Annotated in this window: 15 protein-coding genes; 2 read left to right on the plus strand and 13 right to left on the minus strand. The window is 40.5% G+C overall.

Annotation, left to right across the window (positions count from 1 at the left end; all coding sequences use genetic code 11):
- Positions 1–248: 248 nt before the first annotated feature.
- From gltX to NXS10_RS05970, 8 genes are all read right to left on the minus strand, one after another.
- Complete coding sequence (gene gltX, locus NXS10_RS05930; RefSeq protein WP_259138732.1) at positions 249–1,709, minus strand: glutamate--tRNA ligase; 1,461 nt, start codon at positions 1,707–1,709, stop codon at positions 249–251.
- A 173-nt stretch (positions 1,710–1,882) separates the two neighbouring features.
- Complete coding sequence (ulaA, locus tag NXS10_RS05935) at positions 1,883–3,226, minus strand: PTS ascorbate transporter subunit IIC (RefSeq protein WP_259138734.1); 1,344 nt, start codon at positions 3,224–3,226, stop codon at positions 1,883–1,885.
- A gap of 191 nt (positions 3,227–3,417) precedes the next feature.
- Positions 3,418–3,702 carry a PTS sugar transporter subunit IIB gene (locus tag NXS10_RS05940; RefSeq protein ID WP_259138738.1) on the minus strand — a complete coding sequence of 95 codons (285 nt, stop codon included), beginning with the start codon at positions 3,700–3,702 and terminating at the stop codon, positions 3,418–3,420.
- Between the two features lies 1 nt (position 3,703).
- Entirely contained in the window at positions 3,704–5,746 is a 2,043-nt protein-coding gene (locus NXS10_RS05945; protein WP_259138740.1) for a BglG family transcription antiterminator, read from the minus strand.
- Between the two features lie 409 nt (positions 5,747–6,155).
- Positions 6,156–6,854, minus strand: coding sequence for a TIGR00266 family protein (locus tag NXS10_RS05955; protein WP_259138741.1), 699 nt, complete (start codon positions 6,852–6,854; stop codon positions 6,156–6,158).
- 108 nt (positions 6,855–6,962) lie between these two features.
- Positions 6,963–7,460: a beta-class carbonic anhydrase gene (locus NXS10_RS05960; protein ID WP_259138743.1), complete on the minus strand. Its 498-nt coding sequence runs from the start codon at positions 7,458–7,460 to the stop codon at positions 6,963–6,965.
- Between the two features lie 9 nt (positions 7,461–7,469).
- Positions 7,470–8,834 carry a DNA repair protein RadA gene (gene radA, locus NXS10_RS05965; RefSeq protein WP_259138850.1) on the minus strand — a complete coding sequence of 455 codons (1,365 nt, stop codon included), beginning with the start codon at positions 8,832–8,834 and terminating at the stop codon, positions 7,470–7,472.
- An 85-nt stretch (positions 8,835–8,919) separates the two neighbouring features.
- Complete coding sequence (locus tag NXS10_RS05970) at positions 8,920–9,363, minus strand: dUTP diphosphatase (RefSeq protein WP_259138745.1); 444 nt, start codon at positions 9,361–9,363, stop codon at positions 8,920–8,922.
- Positions 9,364–9,521: 158 nt separating this feature from the next.
- On the opposite strand from NXS10_RS05970, the gene NXS10_RS05975 reads away from it, so the two are divergent.
- A complete protein-coding gene (locus NXS10_RS05975; protein ID WP_259138746.1) occupies positions 9,522–10,538 on the plus strand; it encodes an NAD(P)H-dependent glycerol-3-phosphate dehydrogenase in 1,017 nt (338 codons plus the stop codon).
- Positions 10,539–10,605: 67 nt separating this feature from the next.
- Positions 10,606–11,517, plus strand: a complete 912-nt coding sequence (galU, locus tag NXS10_RS05980; protein WP_259138748.1) for a UTP--glucose-1-phosphate uridylyltransferase GalU — start codon at positions 10,606–10,608, stop codon at positions 11,515–11,517.
- A 26-nt stretch (positions 11,518–11,543) separates the two neighbouring features.
- On the opposite strand, the gene NXS10_RS05985 is transcribed toward galU, so the two are convergent.
- The 5 genes from NXS10_RS05985 to NXS10_RS06005 form a co-directional block, all read right to left on the minus strand.
- Entirely contained in the window at positions 11,544–12,212 is a 669-nt protein-coding gene (locus NXS10_RS05985) for a rhomboid family intramembrane serine protease (RefSeq protein WP_259138750.1), read from the minus strand.
- Entirely contained in the window at positions 12,209–12,736 is a 528-nt protein-coding gene (locus NXS10_RS05990) for a 5-formyltetrahydrofolate cyclo-ligase (protein ID WP_259138752.1), read from the minus strand. Before NXS10_RS05990 ends, NXS10_RS05985 begins: the two co-directional genes overlap by 4 nt.
- 116 nt (positions 12,737–12,852) lie before the next feature.
- Positions 12,853–13,983, minus strand: a complete 1,131-nt coding sequence (locus NXS10_RS05995) for an N-acetyldiaminopimelate deacetylase (RefSeq protein WP_259138754.1) — start codon at positions 13,981–13,983, stop codon at positions 12,853–12,855.
- A 70-nt stretch (positions 13,984–14,053) separates the two neighbouring features.
- Positions 14,054–14,752 carry a 2,3,4,5-tetrahydropyridine-2,6-dicarboxylate N-acetyltransferase gene (gene dapD, locus NXS10_RS06000; protein WP_259138756.1) on the minus strand — a complete coding sequence of 233 codons (699 nt, stop codon included), beginning with the start codon at positions 14,750–14,752 and terminating at the stop codon, positions 14,054–14,056.
- A gap of 209 nt (positions 14,753–14,961) precedes the next feature.
- The gene (locus tag NXS10_RS06005) at positions 14,962–15,612 is read right to left on the minus strand and encodes a DUF4352 domain-containing protein (RefSeq protein ID WP_259138758.1); all 651 of its coding nucleotides are present in this window, start codon (positions 15,610–15,612) and stop codon (positions 14,962–14,964) included.
- Positions 15,613–15,738: the final 126 nt, after the last annotated feature.

The following is a 15,738-nucleotide window of genomic DNA, read 5'->3' on the forward strand; positions in this document are numbered from 1 at the left end:
GTTCAGCATAAAAAGCAGTGCTTGCGGTCACACTGCTGTTGAATTTCAAATTATCAGAAAGCCCGCTTCTCTTCTCTTCTCTTCTCTTCTCTTAGTGTCACCTTTTTATCCTCCTTTGTCAAGTGAGCTCGTTTCATTTTTTCAAGTATCATTCTATACCCAATAGTAGATCCTAACTTGAAAATTCTAATACTAATATGTGATAACTCCCCCTACTCAATAGCAAAAGGGAGCTTTTGTTTTTATGTTTATTTACTAATTTTTTGCAACATATTGTCGATATGTTGGATAGATTTTTCACGTCCAAGAAGATAAATGGTGTTTGGCAACTCTGGACCGTGCATTTCGCCTGAAACAGCGATACGAATCGGCATAAAGAGGTTCTTGCCCTTGATACCTGTTTCTTTTTGTACCGCTTTGATTTGTGGAAAGATGTTTTCTGGTAGGAAGTCTTCTTCTGACATGGCTTGTAATTTTTCCTTGAAGGCTGTGAGAACAGTTGGTACCGTTTCACCTGCCATGACTTCCTTTTCAGCCTCCGTCAAAGCTGGAAAATCTTCAAAGAAAAGGTCGGTCAAAGGTACGATTTCGTCCACTGATTTCATTTGTGGTTTGTAAAGTTCGACCAATTTTTCCGCCTTATCCGTCAAGCGACCTGCTGCTTCAAGATAGGGTTTTGCCATATCAAAAATGGTGGCAAGGTCTGCTTTTTTGATGTAATCATTGCTCATCCAGTCTAGTTTCTTCTGGTCAAAAGCTGCTGGCGATTTGCTGAGACGATGTTCATCAAAAAGGGTAATCAATTCTTCACGAGAGAAGATTTCATCTTCTCCACCAGGATTCCATCCAAGGAGGGCGATGAAGTTAAAGACCGCTTCAGACAAATAGCCTTTTTTACGGTAATCTTCGATAAATTGCAAGGTGTTTGTATCACGTTTTGACAACTTTTTCCCTGTTTCAGAATTGATAATCAGGGTCATGTGACCAAATTCTGGTGCTTGCCAACCAAGGGCTTCATAGACCATAAGCTGTTTAGGGGTATTGGCAATGTGGTCATCTCCTCGAATAACGTGGGAAATTTCCATTAAATGGTCATCAATCACAACGGCAAAATTATAGGTTGGATAGCCGTCTTTCTTTTGGATAACCCAGTCACCGCCGATATTGCCACCTTCAAACTCAATGTCGCCCTTGACCATATCTGTCCACTTATAGATACCTGTTTCATTAACAGCTAGACGTACAGTCGGGATAATACCTGCTGCCTCACGTTCTGCAATGTAGGCAGCTTTTTCAGCATCAGACATACCAAGATATTCGTTGATATAGCGTGGTGTTTCACCTGCTGCTTCTTGACGCTCACGCTCTGTTGCAAGCTCTTCTTCTGTGACGTAAGATTTATAAGCCAAGCCTTTTTCCAAAAGTTCATTAACATAGGTTTGGTAAATCTCCAAACGTTCAGATTGGCGGTATTGCTCATGCGTTTCAGGGCTTTCGTCCCAATCAATCCCTAACCAACGTAGATTTTCAAGTTGTGAACGTTCACCGTCCTCCACATGACGCTTGCGGTCAGTATCCTCTATACGAATGATAAATGTTCCACCGTGATGACGAGCATAAAGGTAGTTAAAGAGTGCTGTACGAGCATTTCCGATATGTAACAGTCCAGTCGGACTTGGTGCATAACGCACACGAATTGGTTTTGACATAGTTTCTCTCCTGTTTGTTTCAATCGTTTCTATTATAGCACACATCTTAGGATTTGAAGCAAAAAATCAGCCTAAAGTCACTAATATGGAAAAACCACGCTGGTTCAAGGTCGCAAGAGTATGATAGCGAATTTCTTTGGCGAATTTTTCCAATTCTGCGAAACGATTCATGCTTAACCTTCTTTCTGTTCTTTCTTGACAAGAGATAACACAAACAGCAGAGCCAAGATTGCAAAAATACCGATTGATACCGTAACAACACCGTTTTTCGCTAAAAGTCCAAGGAAAATACCGGATAAACCGAAGTCTGCATCAGAGAAAGTAGAGCCTGCAAAACCTAGATTTCCCAAAACTGGTAAAAGGAAAACAGGTAAGAAACTGATAAGGACACCCTGCATAAAGGCACCGACTACTGCACCACGAATCCCACCTGACGCATTTCCCATAACTCCAGCAGTAGCACCACAGAAGAAGTGAGGAACAACACCTAGTAAGATAACAACGCCTCCAGTCGCAATGAGAATGAACATGCTGACAAGACCACCTGCAAAACTAGAGATAAAACCAATCAAAACTGCATTTGGAGCGTATGGATAGACAATTGGACAGTCCAAGGCAGGTTTTGAATTAGGCACTAATTTTTCAGAAATTCCCTTGAAAGCTGGAACGATTTCTGCCAAGATGAGACGAACACCAGATAGAATAACAAAAACTCCTGCAGCAAATGTCCCACCAAGCGTTAGAGCATAGACCAAACTATTTGTTCCATCGCTGAGTTTTTCTTTGATATAATCGCCGCCTGCAAAAAGGGCAACAGTCATGTAAATAATAGACATCGAAATGGCGATACTCACAGTACTATCACGCAAGAATGCTAAACCTTTTGGAAAGTTGATGTCTTCTGTTGATTTTGATTTATCACCTACAAGACCACCCACAAAACCACTGAGCCAGTAGCCAAGCGAGCTAAAATGTCCGAGGGCAACCTTATCATTTCCTGTTAATTTAACCATGTATTTTTGAACAAAGGCAGGAGATAAGGTCATAATCAAGCCGAGTGCTAGACCTCCCATGACAATCAAACCGATTGAGGTAAAGCCTGCCACAGACATAATCACTGCAATCATACAAGCCATATAGAGTGTATGATGTCCTGTCAAAAAGATATACTTAAAGCGTGTAAAGCGCGCAATGAGAATATTGAAAATCATTCCAAGCAACATGATAAGAGAGGTTGCTGTTCCATAATCAGTCAAGGCAACTGCTACAATGGCCTCATTATTTGGCACAATACCTTTTAAATGAAAGGCGTATTCAAACATTTGACCAAATGGTTGTAGGGAATTTTGAACAATGCCAGCACCACCTGACACCACCAAGAAACCGACAAAGGTTTTAATACCGCCTTTTAGAATATCTGAAAGGGGTTTCTTTTGTAATGCTAAACCTAAAATAGCAATTAGGGCAACCAAAATCGCTGGTGTCTTTGCAATATCAATTAAAAAATCCAAAAACATACTATTCTCCTTATGTTAAGATAGGAGGGTGTGAAAAGCTAGCACCCCACTGGGAAACCATAGCCTTAAAGCAAGGACTAGGGCAAAATTAGAAATCGTAGCTCAGAACTATTAGGCACGAATGTAAGGAGTGAAAGCAGAACAGTCATATTTCTCGCTTTTCGTTCACGTCCAATAATAAACCAAAACCGCTATATCAACCCTTTTTCCTGACAGATAGCTGTTACTAATTCTTGAAGCTCATCCATATCAATGATACTGTTCAAAACACGAACATCACCCAAATGTGTTGCAGAATCCGCCAAGTCACGTCCGACAATCCAGACATCAGCCTCACTTGGATTTGCCCCACCTAGGTCATAATGCTCAACATGAACATCCGAAACTCCCAAATCTCGCAAAACGGATTCAATATTCATTTGCACCATGAAACTTGAACCTAAACCTGAACCACAAGCAGTACCAATTCGTAACATATTAGCTTACCTCCTTTATTAAGTCTGCTATATCATCAAAGCATTTCGCTTCAATGAGTTGTTGAATATTTTCTTCCTTTCGTAAAATGGCTGTTAAGCCTGAAAGCGCCTTTAGATGTGTCTGATTATCAATAGCTGCGATACAGATAAACAGACGAATTTCATGCTTGGGGTCATCCAAGAGATAAACTGGATTTTCCAAGACCAGAAGCGACATGCCAATTCGATTGACCCCGTCTTCTGGACGAGCATGAGGAATAGCAACTCCCTTTCCTAGGTCAATAAAAGGACCAAATTCTTCCACTTTTTGAATCATGGCAGTAGCATAACCTTCCTCCACAGCACCATTTGCTATCAAGGGCTGGGCAGCAAGGGCAATAGCCTCCTGCCAACTTAACTGGTCACTGGAGCATGAAAACGTTTCTTGTGTCAATAATTCGCCTAACATAGGACTTCTTCTCCGTTTCTCATAAGATTTCTGGTTCATAAACTGAACCAACTCATATTTCAAGGACTGTTCATGATGAATAGTAGCATACTTGCCAATCACAGCTAATAATTGCTCAATCTCAATCGGAAAATAGCTAGCATTTGGAAAACGTTCCGTAACAAGCTGAAACAAATCTTTTTTCTGACGAGCCGTCATCAACTGGGGAACTAGAAAAAATGGCAATTCCGTATCCAGCTTGACCGTTGCAAAAATCATATCATAGTCACTCTGCTCAATTTGTCTAAACTCCTTGAGCGAATGGGTATCCGCAAAAGAAATATTTGGAAAAAGCTGCCGAATATTCTCCTTGACAATCAAGGATGAACTGACCCCATTAGGACAAACAACCAAGGCACGATAGCGAAAAGCATGGTCTTTTTTCGCCTCAATATACCCCCAAAAATGAATGACAAAGTAGGAAACTTCACTATCTGGTATCGCAAATCCCAGATACCGCTCCAAGGGAGCGAGCGCTTTTTGCACCAAATGAAACAAATCCTTATGCTCCTCCTTAATCACTTCAGTATAGGAATTGACATTGACCAACTGTGAAGTCAAGCGATAGTAGGCTGGTATCAAGTGGCGCTCCAAGCCTTCAATCATCTCTAAGCGATTATCAAACGCAATCAAGGATAGACGTTCCATTTCCTCCACAATCTCAAGTGTTAATTGAGAAAACAAACTATCCTTTTGCTCCAACCGTCCCTCCAAGCACCCTTGGAGCAACTGCGCCAAATAGTCTATCTGCGCAACAGACAGAGAACCTATCACGTCTTTTTTAAGCTGCAACAAGCTCCATAACTGCTGGACAAATTCCTTGAGAAATGCAAAAGTAGCGGTTACTTCCCAATCCATACTTATCTGAACCCGCTCCTGACGAATGGCTAAAAATTGGAGAAAGTAGAGATACTCATCTAAGCGGTCCTCTAAAGCAGAAACCTGATAGAAATAACATGCCTGCTGACTAGCTTTTTTCAGCACATCAATCGCATTGTCCTCCTGCCAAGCCCGAAGAATATAATCCAAAGCCCAAACACCAATAGAAGTCTGCAAGCACTTACTAATAGCATACAAGACTAGACGGTGCTTGTCTTTCTCGTGACCATTCAGGTGATACCCCCTCTTGCGTGTATAATCAAAGGAGACACCAAAACGAACAGACAAGTCTTTAACTTTCTTAATATCTGCCAAAGTTGTATTTCGACTCACACTTAGCAAATCTTGGTAGTGAATATTGGAAATAAAATCTTTCCGAATAAAGGTATAAAGATAGATAAGAACCAAGCGCTCTTCTTGAGATAGGTAAATCTGCCGACTTCTGAACAATTCAAGTAAATACTGACTTTGCTCCAGTAATTCTGCTGGAACTTGATAAAAGGCATCTTGCAAATCAAGTCGAGGAAAGTCCTGTTCCTCCAGCAATTGATTGACCTCATCGAGCCGATGTCTCAACTGCTCCTTATCAATTCCTGTCTGAACACTCAATTCATACAAACTCATTTTCTGATTGGCAAACAATTCCATTAAAATAGCAATGGTTCGATTATCAATCATGTCGTCCTCCTTGTTTTTATTGTAACCCTTTTCATTTTCAATTTCTAGTCTCTTTGAGCCCAACTTGACACTCCTAGCTCAAGAGACAAATTGGACTGTTTTTTAATGATAATAATGTCTAGAAACATGCACTGCCTTGTGCCTGTCTGTAAAGCGAGTTCGACTTGTCCAAAGAGTAGATGGCACTACTATTAGCAATGCTAAATTTAGCAACACGACAAAAAGACAACGAAAATAGCTCTTCTAGTTCATAGAATTAATGACTGTCATATCAAACGTAACCGTTTTTCTTTGCGATTGTAACTTAATAAAAAGAGGCAGGACTTTTGTCCTACCTTCTTTTGTTTGCCTAATCAGTAAAAAATATAAAAAGTAGATGTGAGCTGGGTAAAAGGCATAAAAGAAATAGTTATTTCCTTGGGAAATCAATATAAGGGGTTAATTGTTCAGCAAAGGTTTGGAGATTAAGGCTTTGAATATAAATTTCCCCTGTACCACGGAAGGTGTTGACAATGCCTTCTCCTGTTCCAATCGATTGCCAAAAACCATTTTCCAGATGAATATCATAGTCTAGCTCTTTACTCCAAGCGACAACATGTGCATTATCAATTGTCAACTCTTCACCATATAACTCGATTTTCTTGATAGAGCCAAAGGCATTCGCCAAAAGCGTCCCATAGCCCTCAGTTGTCATGACGAAGAAGCCACCCTCACCGCCAAAGAGAGCACGCCCAACAGACTGACGCTCCATGTGGTATTGAGCAAATCCATCCATCGCTAGAAAAGCTCCATCATTGAGACGATATTGTTGATTTCCTAACTCTAAGGCTAAAACTTGACCAGGTGTATTGGGAGCAAGAGCTAACTTGCCATTGATGTCATTTGATACTGCCTGAGTAATCAACAAAGATTCTCCTGAGGTAATAGAACGGCCAAGCGCTCCCATGAGTTTTCCTAAACCACTACCTCGACTATTGAACTTAGCATTTAAGGTGATACTAGGAGTGTGATAAAGCATACTTCCACGTTGAATATAAACACTCTCACCACGATCAAGTGTCACTTCAACGAGCGGAAACTGCATATTGTTATCAATTGTAAAGGCCATTTTTTCTCCTTTTTGGATTATTTGTTGACACAACTATAGTACATCTGAAAAACTTTTGGCAAAAGCAAACACAAAAATCTCCTTATAGCTTATCTCTACTTTATAAAGTTACGCAATAACCTCTCTCATGCGCCCAGTATCAACGTTATAGACAGCCCCTGAAATCGTGACATCATCAGGAATAAGAGGGCATTGTCGTAAAAGTGCTATATCCTCACGCACACTCTCCTCTACATCAGTAAACGGTAAAAAGTCCCTGTCATGCACATCCACTCCTAAATCATGTTCAAGCTGTTGTGCGAATGTTGCGTTATCAAACGTCTGTGCTCCACAATCAGTATGGTGAATAACAATAATTTCACGAGTTCCTAATTGTTGTTGCGAGATAACCAACGAACGAATCATATCTTCTGTCACACGTCCTCCAGCATTACGTAGGATATGTGCATCCCCAAGTGCTAAACCTAAGGCTTGCGCCACGTGTAACCTAGAGTCCATGCAAGTTACAATCGCCACACGAGTCTTTGGATGAATAGGCAAGTGCGCTGTCCCATGCAAGTCAACATAAGCCTGATTTGCTTTCATAAATTGCTTAAAATAAGACATCATTTCTCCTTAATGTGCAAAAATCTTTGTTAAAACATCATTCACTGTCGACACACCAATCACGTCAATATTATCTGGTAAGGACAATCCTAAAAGGGAATTCTTAGGAACATAAATTTTTTTAAAACCAAGCTTTGCAGCTTCATTCATCCGTTGTTCAATACGATTGACACGCCTGATTTCACCAGTCAAACCAATCTCTCCAATGAAGGCGTCTTGTGGATTGGTGGGTTGTTCTTTATAACTTGAGGTAATCGCTACAGCAACTGCAAGGTCAATCGCTGGTTCATCCAATTTGACACCGCCTGCTGACTTGAGATAAGCATCTTGATTTTGGAGCAAAAGTCCACAGCGTTTTTCTAAAACCGCCATGATAAGGCTGACACGATTAAAATCAAGTCCCGTCGTTGTCCGCTTAGCATTACCAAAGATACTAGGTGTTACCAAGGCTTGCACTTCAGCTAAGATGGGACGTGTCCCCTCCATCGTTACGACAATAGCAGATCCTGTCGCTCCATCCAAGCGCTCCTCCAAAAAAACTTCACTGGGATTGCTCACCTCTACTAAACCAGCTGATTGCATCTCAAAGATACCGATTTCATTGGTTGAACCAAAGCGATTTTTAACCGCCCGTAAAATCCTAAAGGTATGGTGACGCTCTCCTTCGAAATAGAGCACCGTATCCACCATATGTTCTAGCATACGAGGTCCAGCAAGTTGCCCTTCTTTGGTCACATGCCCAACGATAAAAGTCGCAATGTTATTGGTCTTTGCCAGCTGCATAAGCTCTGCTGTCACCTCACGCACCTGAGAAACCGAACCTTGAACACTGGATATTTCTGGACTCATAATCGTCTGAATAGAGTCAATAATCAAGAAATCAGGCTTTAGATTCTCTATCTCAGATCGTATGCTCTGCATATTGGTCTCAGCATAGAGATAAAAAGCGTTATCAATATCACCAAGGCGCTCACTACGCAGTTTTACCTGCTCAGCAGACTCCTCGCCAGAAACGTAAAGAACCGTTCCCTTATCAGCTAGTTGAGTGGAGACTTGAAGCAACAATGTTGACTTTCCAATTCCAGGGTCACCACCGATAAGAACAAGACTCCCTGGAACAATACCGCCACCCAAGACACGATTAAATTCCTCCATATCAGTCTGTGTGCGATGAATATGAATAGAATCAACTTCACTCAGTTTGACAGGGCGCATCTTTTCACCTGTCAGACTAACTCTAGCATTTTTAACCTCCGTGACATCTACTTCTTCCACAAAAGACGTCCAAGCTGAACAATTTGGACAACGTCCAAGATACTTTGAGGAATGATAGCCACACTCCTGACAGACAAATGTCTTTTTCGCTTTAACGATAATGAACCTCCTTTTCCTCTCACAAATAGTCTATCTTTATCTGACCATGATGATTAGACTCAGTATACCTATCTAAAGAACACCATCAATGCCCTGTACTTCCAAAACCTCCTTTTCTCACCCCTTTGGCAACATCGCCATCTGCTAACAAATATGGTGCAAAAACACCTTGAACAATACGTTCACCTACTTCAAGAGTGATGGTATAATCTGTAATGTTTTGCATCTGAGCAAAGATATGCCCTTCATTCACAGGATTGCCATAGTAATCACCATCAATAACCCCCACCGAGTTAATCAAAACCAAGCCTTTTTTTCTCGGGTTTGATGAGCGGTCATAGAGATAGAGTACCTCTCCTGCCTGCATATAAGCCTTGACACCTGTCGGCACAAGAACAATCTGGCTAGGCTCAATTACCATACGCTCAGCAACTTTCAAGTCATAGCCCGCTGCTTGGGCAGTCTCACGTTTTGGAAGCAATTCCCTGTCGGTATAGCCTGATACCAGCTCAAATCCGCGGATTTTCATCTCTTTTTTCCTCCAGAATCTTATCACTTTATTATAATCTATTCGTTTCTGAAAAGCAAAAGTATAGGAGAACACCAGCTCAAGTCAGACAAGAAACTTATGACTATGGTATAATAGATGGGAAATTAGACTCATTTGAGGAAAGAAAAGAGGAAAAGATGGCTAAGCAAACTGTCGCAGTCCTAGGACCAGGGTCTTGGGGAACTGCTCTAGCTCAAGTCCTAAACGACAACGGACATACCGTTCGCCTTTGGGGCAATATTCCAGAACAAATTGATGAAATCAATACCAAACATACCAATACCCACTACTTTAAAGACGTTGTTCTCTCTAGTAACATCAAAGCTTATATAGATCTAAAAGCTGCTCTTTCAGGAGCGGACGCTGTTTTATTTGTTGTCCCAACAAAAGTAACACGACTTGTGGCTAAGCAAGTAGCTAATGTGCTGGACGAAAAAGTCGTTATCATGCACGCCTCTAAGGGATTAGAGCCTAACACACATGAACGACTATCCACTATCTTAGAAGAGGAAATTCCTAGAAACTTGCGTAGCGATATTGTCGTAGTTTCAGGACCAAGCCATGCCGAGGAAGCTATCGTACGTGATATTACGCTTATCACAGCAGCCTCTAAAGATACCAAAGCGGCTGAATACGCTCAAAAGCTCTTTAGCAATAATTATTTTCGTCTTTATACCAACACAGATGTTATAGGAGTCGAAACCGCAGGAGCACTCAAAAATATCATCGCTGTTGGTGCAGGAGCACTGCATGGTCTTGGTTACGGAGACAATGCCAAAGCAGCCATTATCACGCGTGGTTTAGCAGAAATCACAAGACTTGGTGTCCAGTTGGGCGCAGATCCTCTAACTTATAGCGGTTTGTCTGGGGTTGGAGACTTGATTGTTACAGGAACTTCGATTCATTCACGCAACTGGCGTGCTGGTGATGCCCTTGGACGTGGAGAAAAATTAGAAGATATCGAAAAAAATATGGGTATGGTTATTGAGGGAATCTCCACAACAAAAGTTGCCTATGAACTCGCTCAAAAACTTGGTGTCTACATGCCAATTACAACAGCTATCTATCGTAGTATTTACGAAGGAGCTAACATTCGTGAGAGTATACTTGACATGATGACAAACGAATTACGCACAGAAAATGAATGGCGATAAACCTAATTGTATCTTCTCTAACAAGATAAAATATAATCCATACACCGAAATATAGGAAGGAAATAGTATGACTAAAGTAAGAAAAGCCGTTATCCCAGCAGCTGGCTTAGGAACACGTTTCTTACCAGCTACCAAAGCTCTAGCTAAAGAAATGTTGCCTATCGTTGACAAACCAACTATTCAATTTATTGTTGAAGAAGCTCTCAAATCTGGCATCGAAGATATTCTTGTCGTTACAGGGAAATCAAAACGGTCCATTGAGGATCATTTTGACTCCAATTTTGAATTGGAATACAACCTCAAAGAAAAAGGCAAACATGATTTATTAAAATTGGTTGATGAAACAACAGGTATTCGCTTGCATTTTATTCGACAGAGTCATCCACGTGGACTTGGTGATGCTGTTTTACAAGCCAAAGCCTTTGTCGGCAACGAACCTTTTGTAATCATGCTTGGAGATGACCTCATGGATATTACCCACCCAAAGGCTATACCACTGACCAAACAACTCATCAGCGACTACGAAAAAACACATGCATCCACTATTGCTGTTATGCAAGTGCCTCACGAAGAGGTCTCTAACTATGGTGTGATTGCACCGCAAGGTGAAAGCGAACACGGACTTTACAGCGTTGAGACCTTTGTTGAAAAACCAGCTCCAGAAAAAGCACCTAGTGATCTTGCTATCATCGGACGATATCTTTTGACACCTGAAATTTTTGCTATTCTTGAGACACAAGAGCCTGGTGCTGGCAATGAGATCCAACTCACAGATGCGATTGATACGCTCAATAAAACACAGCGTGTGTTTGCCCGCCAATTCACAGGTGAGCGCTACGATGTAGGGGATAAGTTTGGCTTCGTAAAAACAACTATTTCCTACGCTCTACAACATCCACAAGTCAAAAATGAGATGAAAGACTATCTCATTGCTTTAAGTAAAGAACTCGAACAAGTTAAACCAAAAACAAAAAGCTAAAAGAAGGGAACAATGTTCCCTTCTTTTCAAATTACTCCTAGAAAAACAAATGTCACAATGGCTAGCACATATAGACTAACTGCTAAGATTCGATACTTCCTGCTAAAGAGATGAGACTCAAATAGAGTTGGTAAACAAACAGCAATCAGAGCACCACCGAACAGACCTCCTAGATGACCTGCTAAACTAATCCCAGGTGTAAAGAGATTAAAAATCAAGTTAATCACAATCAGAGCTTGATAGGAACGGCTCAACTGCTTGAGCTGAGCATTGTGACCATAATAACCAATTAGAATCACTGCTGCAAATAAACCAAAGATAGCAGTTGATGCCCCAGCAGCCACAACGTTAGGCGTAAAAAACAAAGTTACTGCATTTCCCATAACGCCTGATAGCACATAAAGCAATAAAAATCGGCGTGTCCCCCAAATAGTCTCAGCTATCTGCCCTAAAAAGTACACTGTCAGCATGTTGATGATAAAATGCTGCCAACCAAAGTGAACAAAAATTGGGGTAATCAAGCGCCAAAGCTGAATCGGACTAACCTTAACCAAATCACCATACATCGCCCCAAACTGGATACCTGCTATGCTAGTATCTGCATAGCTACCATAAGTCAGCTGCATAGCTAGAAAAATAAAGGTTGTCAAAATCAAAAGAAGCAAAGTAGCAGGATATTTTTTCATCTCACTCATCGCACAAAAACCTCCCTCACTGCAATATCATGCTTTTCCTCCTCAAAATCATAACGCTGAAAATCATAAATCGTACTCACTGTCGTTCCTGAAAAACCCGTCAAATAACGGTCATAATACCCTGCGCCATATCCTATACGAAAACCTTTTTCATTAAAGGCTACCCCTGGGACATGGATAAAGTCAATCTTATCTTTAGAAAAAGCTTTCTCACTTTCAGGCTCAAAAAGACCTCTATTTGTCTGGATCAATTCATCTTCCTTATACTCACCAAAAATCATCCGACCTTTAGGATACGTTTTAGGGATGAGAACAGTTTTGCCGTCTACTAAAGCTTGTTTAATCAAAGGAAGAGTCGCAAACTCATGACTAAAAGAAAGATAAGTCGCAATCACCTGACTATCTTGGTAAGCAGAGCTTCTCAACACATCCCAAAGCAGTTGCTCATCACGCCTAGCCTTTACCACCTTATCATGCGCTATCATTTTAGCGATTAGCATTTTTCGAATCACATTTTTTTCCATAGCTCTATGATACCAAAAAATAGATTTTTATACTTAATCTGTTTTTCTTTAGGAAATACAACTATTCTAAAAACAACTGTCCAATCCTATAAGAGAATACCCTCCTATGAGATTTATCAATCTGCTCTATCCTTTAAAAAGCGACTAATAGCATTCACACCGAAAGGAATAGCTCTTTCATCTGGCGTCATTTGAGGATGATGCAAAGCATAAGGACTATCAACGCCTAGCCAAAACATCACACCAGGCACTTGGTGCAAGAGATATCCAAAATCCTCACCTGTCATCGCTGGCAAGCAATCCACCAAAGTAACACCTTCTTCCTCATCAAAAAAAGTCATCAAGTGTCGTGCTAATGACGGATTATTTTCAACTGGAAGATAGCCACCTTGCTTGAGTTCAACCTCAACACTAAGCCCAAAAGACTTAGCGATTCCATCTGCTAAATCACGCAAACGTTGCTGTATCAAAAGACTCATCTCCTGTGTCAAAGTACGTACCGTACCATGGAGCGTAGCGGTTTCTGCAATAACATTATTCGTCGTTCCTGCATGCATAGAGCCAAAAGTAACCACACCACCTTCTATGGGATTCACATTTCGGCTAACGATGGTCTGAACTTGCGTGACAAAATAAGAGGCTGCAACCAAAGCGTCATTTGCCTCATGTGGAAAAGCAGCATGTCCTCCTTTTCCTGTAAATGTTATAAAGACTTCACAGGTCCCAGCAAACAAAGTCCCTGTATTTGTCGCAATGGTTCCCACAGGAAAGTCTGGGCGGACATGAAGACCATAAAATTCGTCAGGTAACCAATCACCAAAAGCATTATCTTGATACATGAGCATACCACCCGCCTCATTTTCCTCCGCTGGTTGAAACAAAAAGAGGAGGTTATGTTTAGGTTGTGTTTCTGCCATTTTTTCAAGTAAACCAAGTGCTACAGTCATATGAATATCGTGTCCACAAGCATGCATACGCCCATCGTGCCTACTAGAAAAAGGTAAACCAGTATGCTCTTTGACTGGCAGACCATCAATATCCGTACGCCAACCAACCGTTCTCTCTGGTGCAAATCCTTTGATAAAAACAATAATACCCGTCCGCCAAGTACGGAAACTAATAAAAGGTTTCGTCTTGATAATCATCTCTATCTTATCCAGTAAATAAGACTGAGTCTTAAACTCCTCCAAACCAATTTCAGGAATTTGGTGCAAATCTCTACGTATTTGAATCAAATCTAGTGTCATCTTATCCTCCATCTCTCCTACCTAACCAAAAGGTCTAAAACAAATGTTTTAGACCTATCACCATTATACATTATAATTGGCGTAACGCTTCTTCAAGTGCTGTTTTTTGTTGTGTCTTTTCATCAATAGCTTTGATAATACGCGCTGGAACACCCGCTACGACGACATTGTCAGGGACATCCTGAGTGACGATAGCGCCTGCTGCAATAACAGCGTTATTACCTACTTGGACTCCTTCAATAACAACAGCATTAGCTCCAACAAGAACATTATCGCCGATACGAACTGGTTCAGCGGAAGCTGGTTCAATCACACCGGCAAGAACAGCACCTGCACCGATATGGCTATGCTTTCCTACAATAGCACGTCCACCGAGAACAGCACCCATATCAATCATGGTTCCTGCACCAACCTCTGCACCGATATTGATGATAGCTCCCATCATCACAACAGCATTATCCTCAATTGTCACTTGGTCACGAATAATGGCACCTGGCTCAATACGAGCATTAATATGGCGTTTATCAAGCAATGGCACAGCGGAATTACGACCATCTTGTTCAACAATGTAATCTTTATTTTCAGTCAAATTGACCAAAAGTGGCTCAATATCTTTCCAATCACCAAAAAGCACATTGCCAAGCTTAACGACACTTTCTGGAACAGCTACTGCTAATTCACCTTCAAATGTCACTTTAACATTTGTTTTTTTCTCAGCATTTCCAATAAAAGCAATAATTTCTTTAGCAGTCATCTTTTGTGCAGTCATATATTTAAGATACCTAGAGCGTTGAAGAGGCTCATAAAGCCTTTCTCAATTAGCAGATACAGTTATTCAAAACTCTCCTTGCTAAACACTCAAATCCTTCTAATTCAAATTTTACTATTATGATTTACTATTATAGCAAATATTTAGAAAATTGGGAAAGAAATGTCTCTAAAAATCAAAAAATCTAGCCATTGACTAGATTCCTCATCTTATTTATTGATATTTACCAATGCTGTCTGCGTCCCCAAAAAACCCGTCTGAACTTGTAATTGTAGACTAGGATCTAAAACGACGCTTTGCGGAATATCAAAAGCAACAGTACCAGTTAAAGCATTGCCTGGATTAACTTCTTCTAGGAAGAAACCTGTATGGTTGCTAGCGTATAAACTTGCTTTTGAATCAGATGTATATTTTGTTTTGCCTTTATACAAAGTAAAATAATCATTCGATACTGACAAAGCATTATCTCCATTATTCTTAACTGTAATATTAAGTAATAGGTAAGTTCCTTGTGCAGTTTCATTGATAAATTCATCTCCGACAGTCTGTGATGTCGATACCGAATTGACTGTATATTCCACATCTCCAACTGTAAAAGTCTGTCCTACAAAATAGTCAGTCTCTACTTTTTCCGAACTTACTTCACTTGATGAATCTATTGTACCAGCTTTACTCGATGAATATGCTGTACCAGCTTTACGTGTAATCGTTGATGTTGAAGTTGCCTTTTTTGAATCATCACTATCAGCAAACACTCCAATAACAACTAGTATCGCTAACACGATAAACCATACACGTTTGTAAAATGGTTTCTTTTCAACATAAATTTTTCCATCTTCAGCTTTGATTTTTTTGACCATTTTTTGTATTCCATTTTCCTTAAAATCTCTATATTTATGTCTATTATATATATATAATTTTTGTCAATCGGTTCCAGAAAATTTTTTAAGAATTTTGGGGAATTTTTCACGCAAAAAAGCTCCCTT

Origin of the sequence: Streptococcus sciuri (assembly GCF_024814375.1) — a bacterium.
Lineage (GTDB): Bacteria > Bacillota > Bacilli > Lactobacillales > Streptococcaceae > Streptococcus > Streptococcus sciuri.

Bases quoted from the DNA above. Each gene is read 5' to 3' on its own strand.
- gltX (WP_259138732.1), bottom strand. From the start codon at position 1,709: ATGTCAAAACCAATTCGTGTGCGTTATGCACCAAGTCCGACTGGACTG.
- NXS10_RS05975 (WP_259138746.1), top strand. From the start codon at position 9,522: ATGGCTAAGCAAACTGTCGCAGTCCTAGGACCAGGGTCTTGGGGAACT.
- NXS10_RS05990 (WP_259138752.1), bottom strand. From the start codon at position 12,736: ATGGAAAAAAATGTGATTCGAAAAATGCTAATCGCTAAAATGATAGCG.
- NXS10_RS05960 (WP_259138743.1), bottom strand. From the start codon at position 7,460: ATGTCTTATTTTAAGCAATTTATGAAAGCAAATCAGGCTTATGTTGAC.
- galU (WP_259138748.1), top strand. From the start codon at position 10,606: ATGACTAAAGTAAGAAAAGCCGTTATCCCAGCAGCTGGCTTAGGAACA.
- ulaA (WP_259138734.1), bottom strand. From the start codon at position 3,226: ATGTTTTTGGATTTTTTAATTGATATTGCAAAGACACCAGCGATTTTG.
- NXS10_RS05940 (WP_259138738.1), bottom strand. From the start codon at position 3,702: ATGTTACGAATTGGTACTGCTTGTGGTTCAGGTTTAGGTTCAAGTTTC.
- NXS10_RS05985 (WP_259138750.1), bottom strand. From the start codon at position 12,212: ATGAGTGAGATGAAAAAATATCCTGCTACTTTGCTTCTTTTGATTTTG.
- NXS10_RS05970 (WP_259138745.1), bottom strand. From the start codon at position 9,363: ATGAAAATCCGCGGATTTGAGCTGGTATCAGGCTATACCGACAGGGAA.
- dapD (WP_259138756.1), bottom strand. From the start codon at position 14,752: ATGACTGCACAAAAGATGACTGCTAAAGAAATTATTGCTTTTATTGGA.
- NXS10_RS06005 (WP_259138758.1), bottom strand. From the start codon at position 15,612: ATGGTCAAAAAAATCAAAGCTGAAGATGGAAAAATTTATGTTGAAAAG.
- NXS10_RS05955 (WP_259138741.1), bottom strand. From the start codon at position 6,854: ATGGCCTTTACAATTGATAACAATATGCAGTTTCCGCTCGTTGAAGTG.
- NXS10_RS05945 (WP_259138740.1), bottom strand. From the start codon at position 5,746: ATGATTGATAATCGAACCATTGCTATTTTAATGGAATTGTTTGCCAAT.
- NXS10_RS05995 (WP_259138754.1), bottom strand. From the start codon at position 13,983: ATGACACTAGATTTGATTCAAATACGTAGAGATTTGCACCAAATTCCT.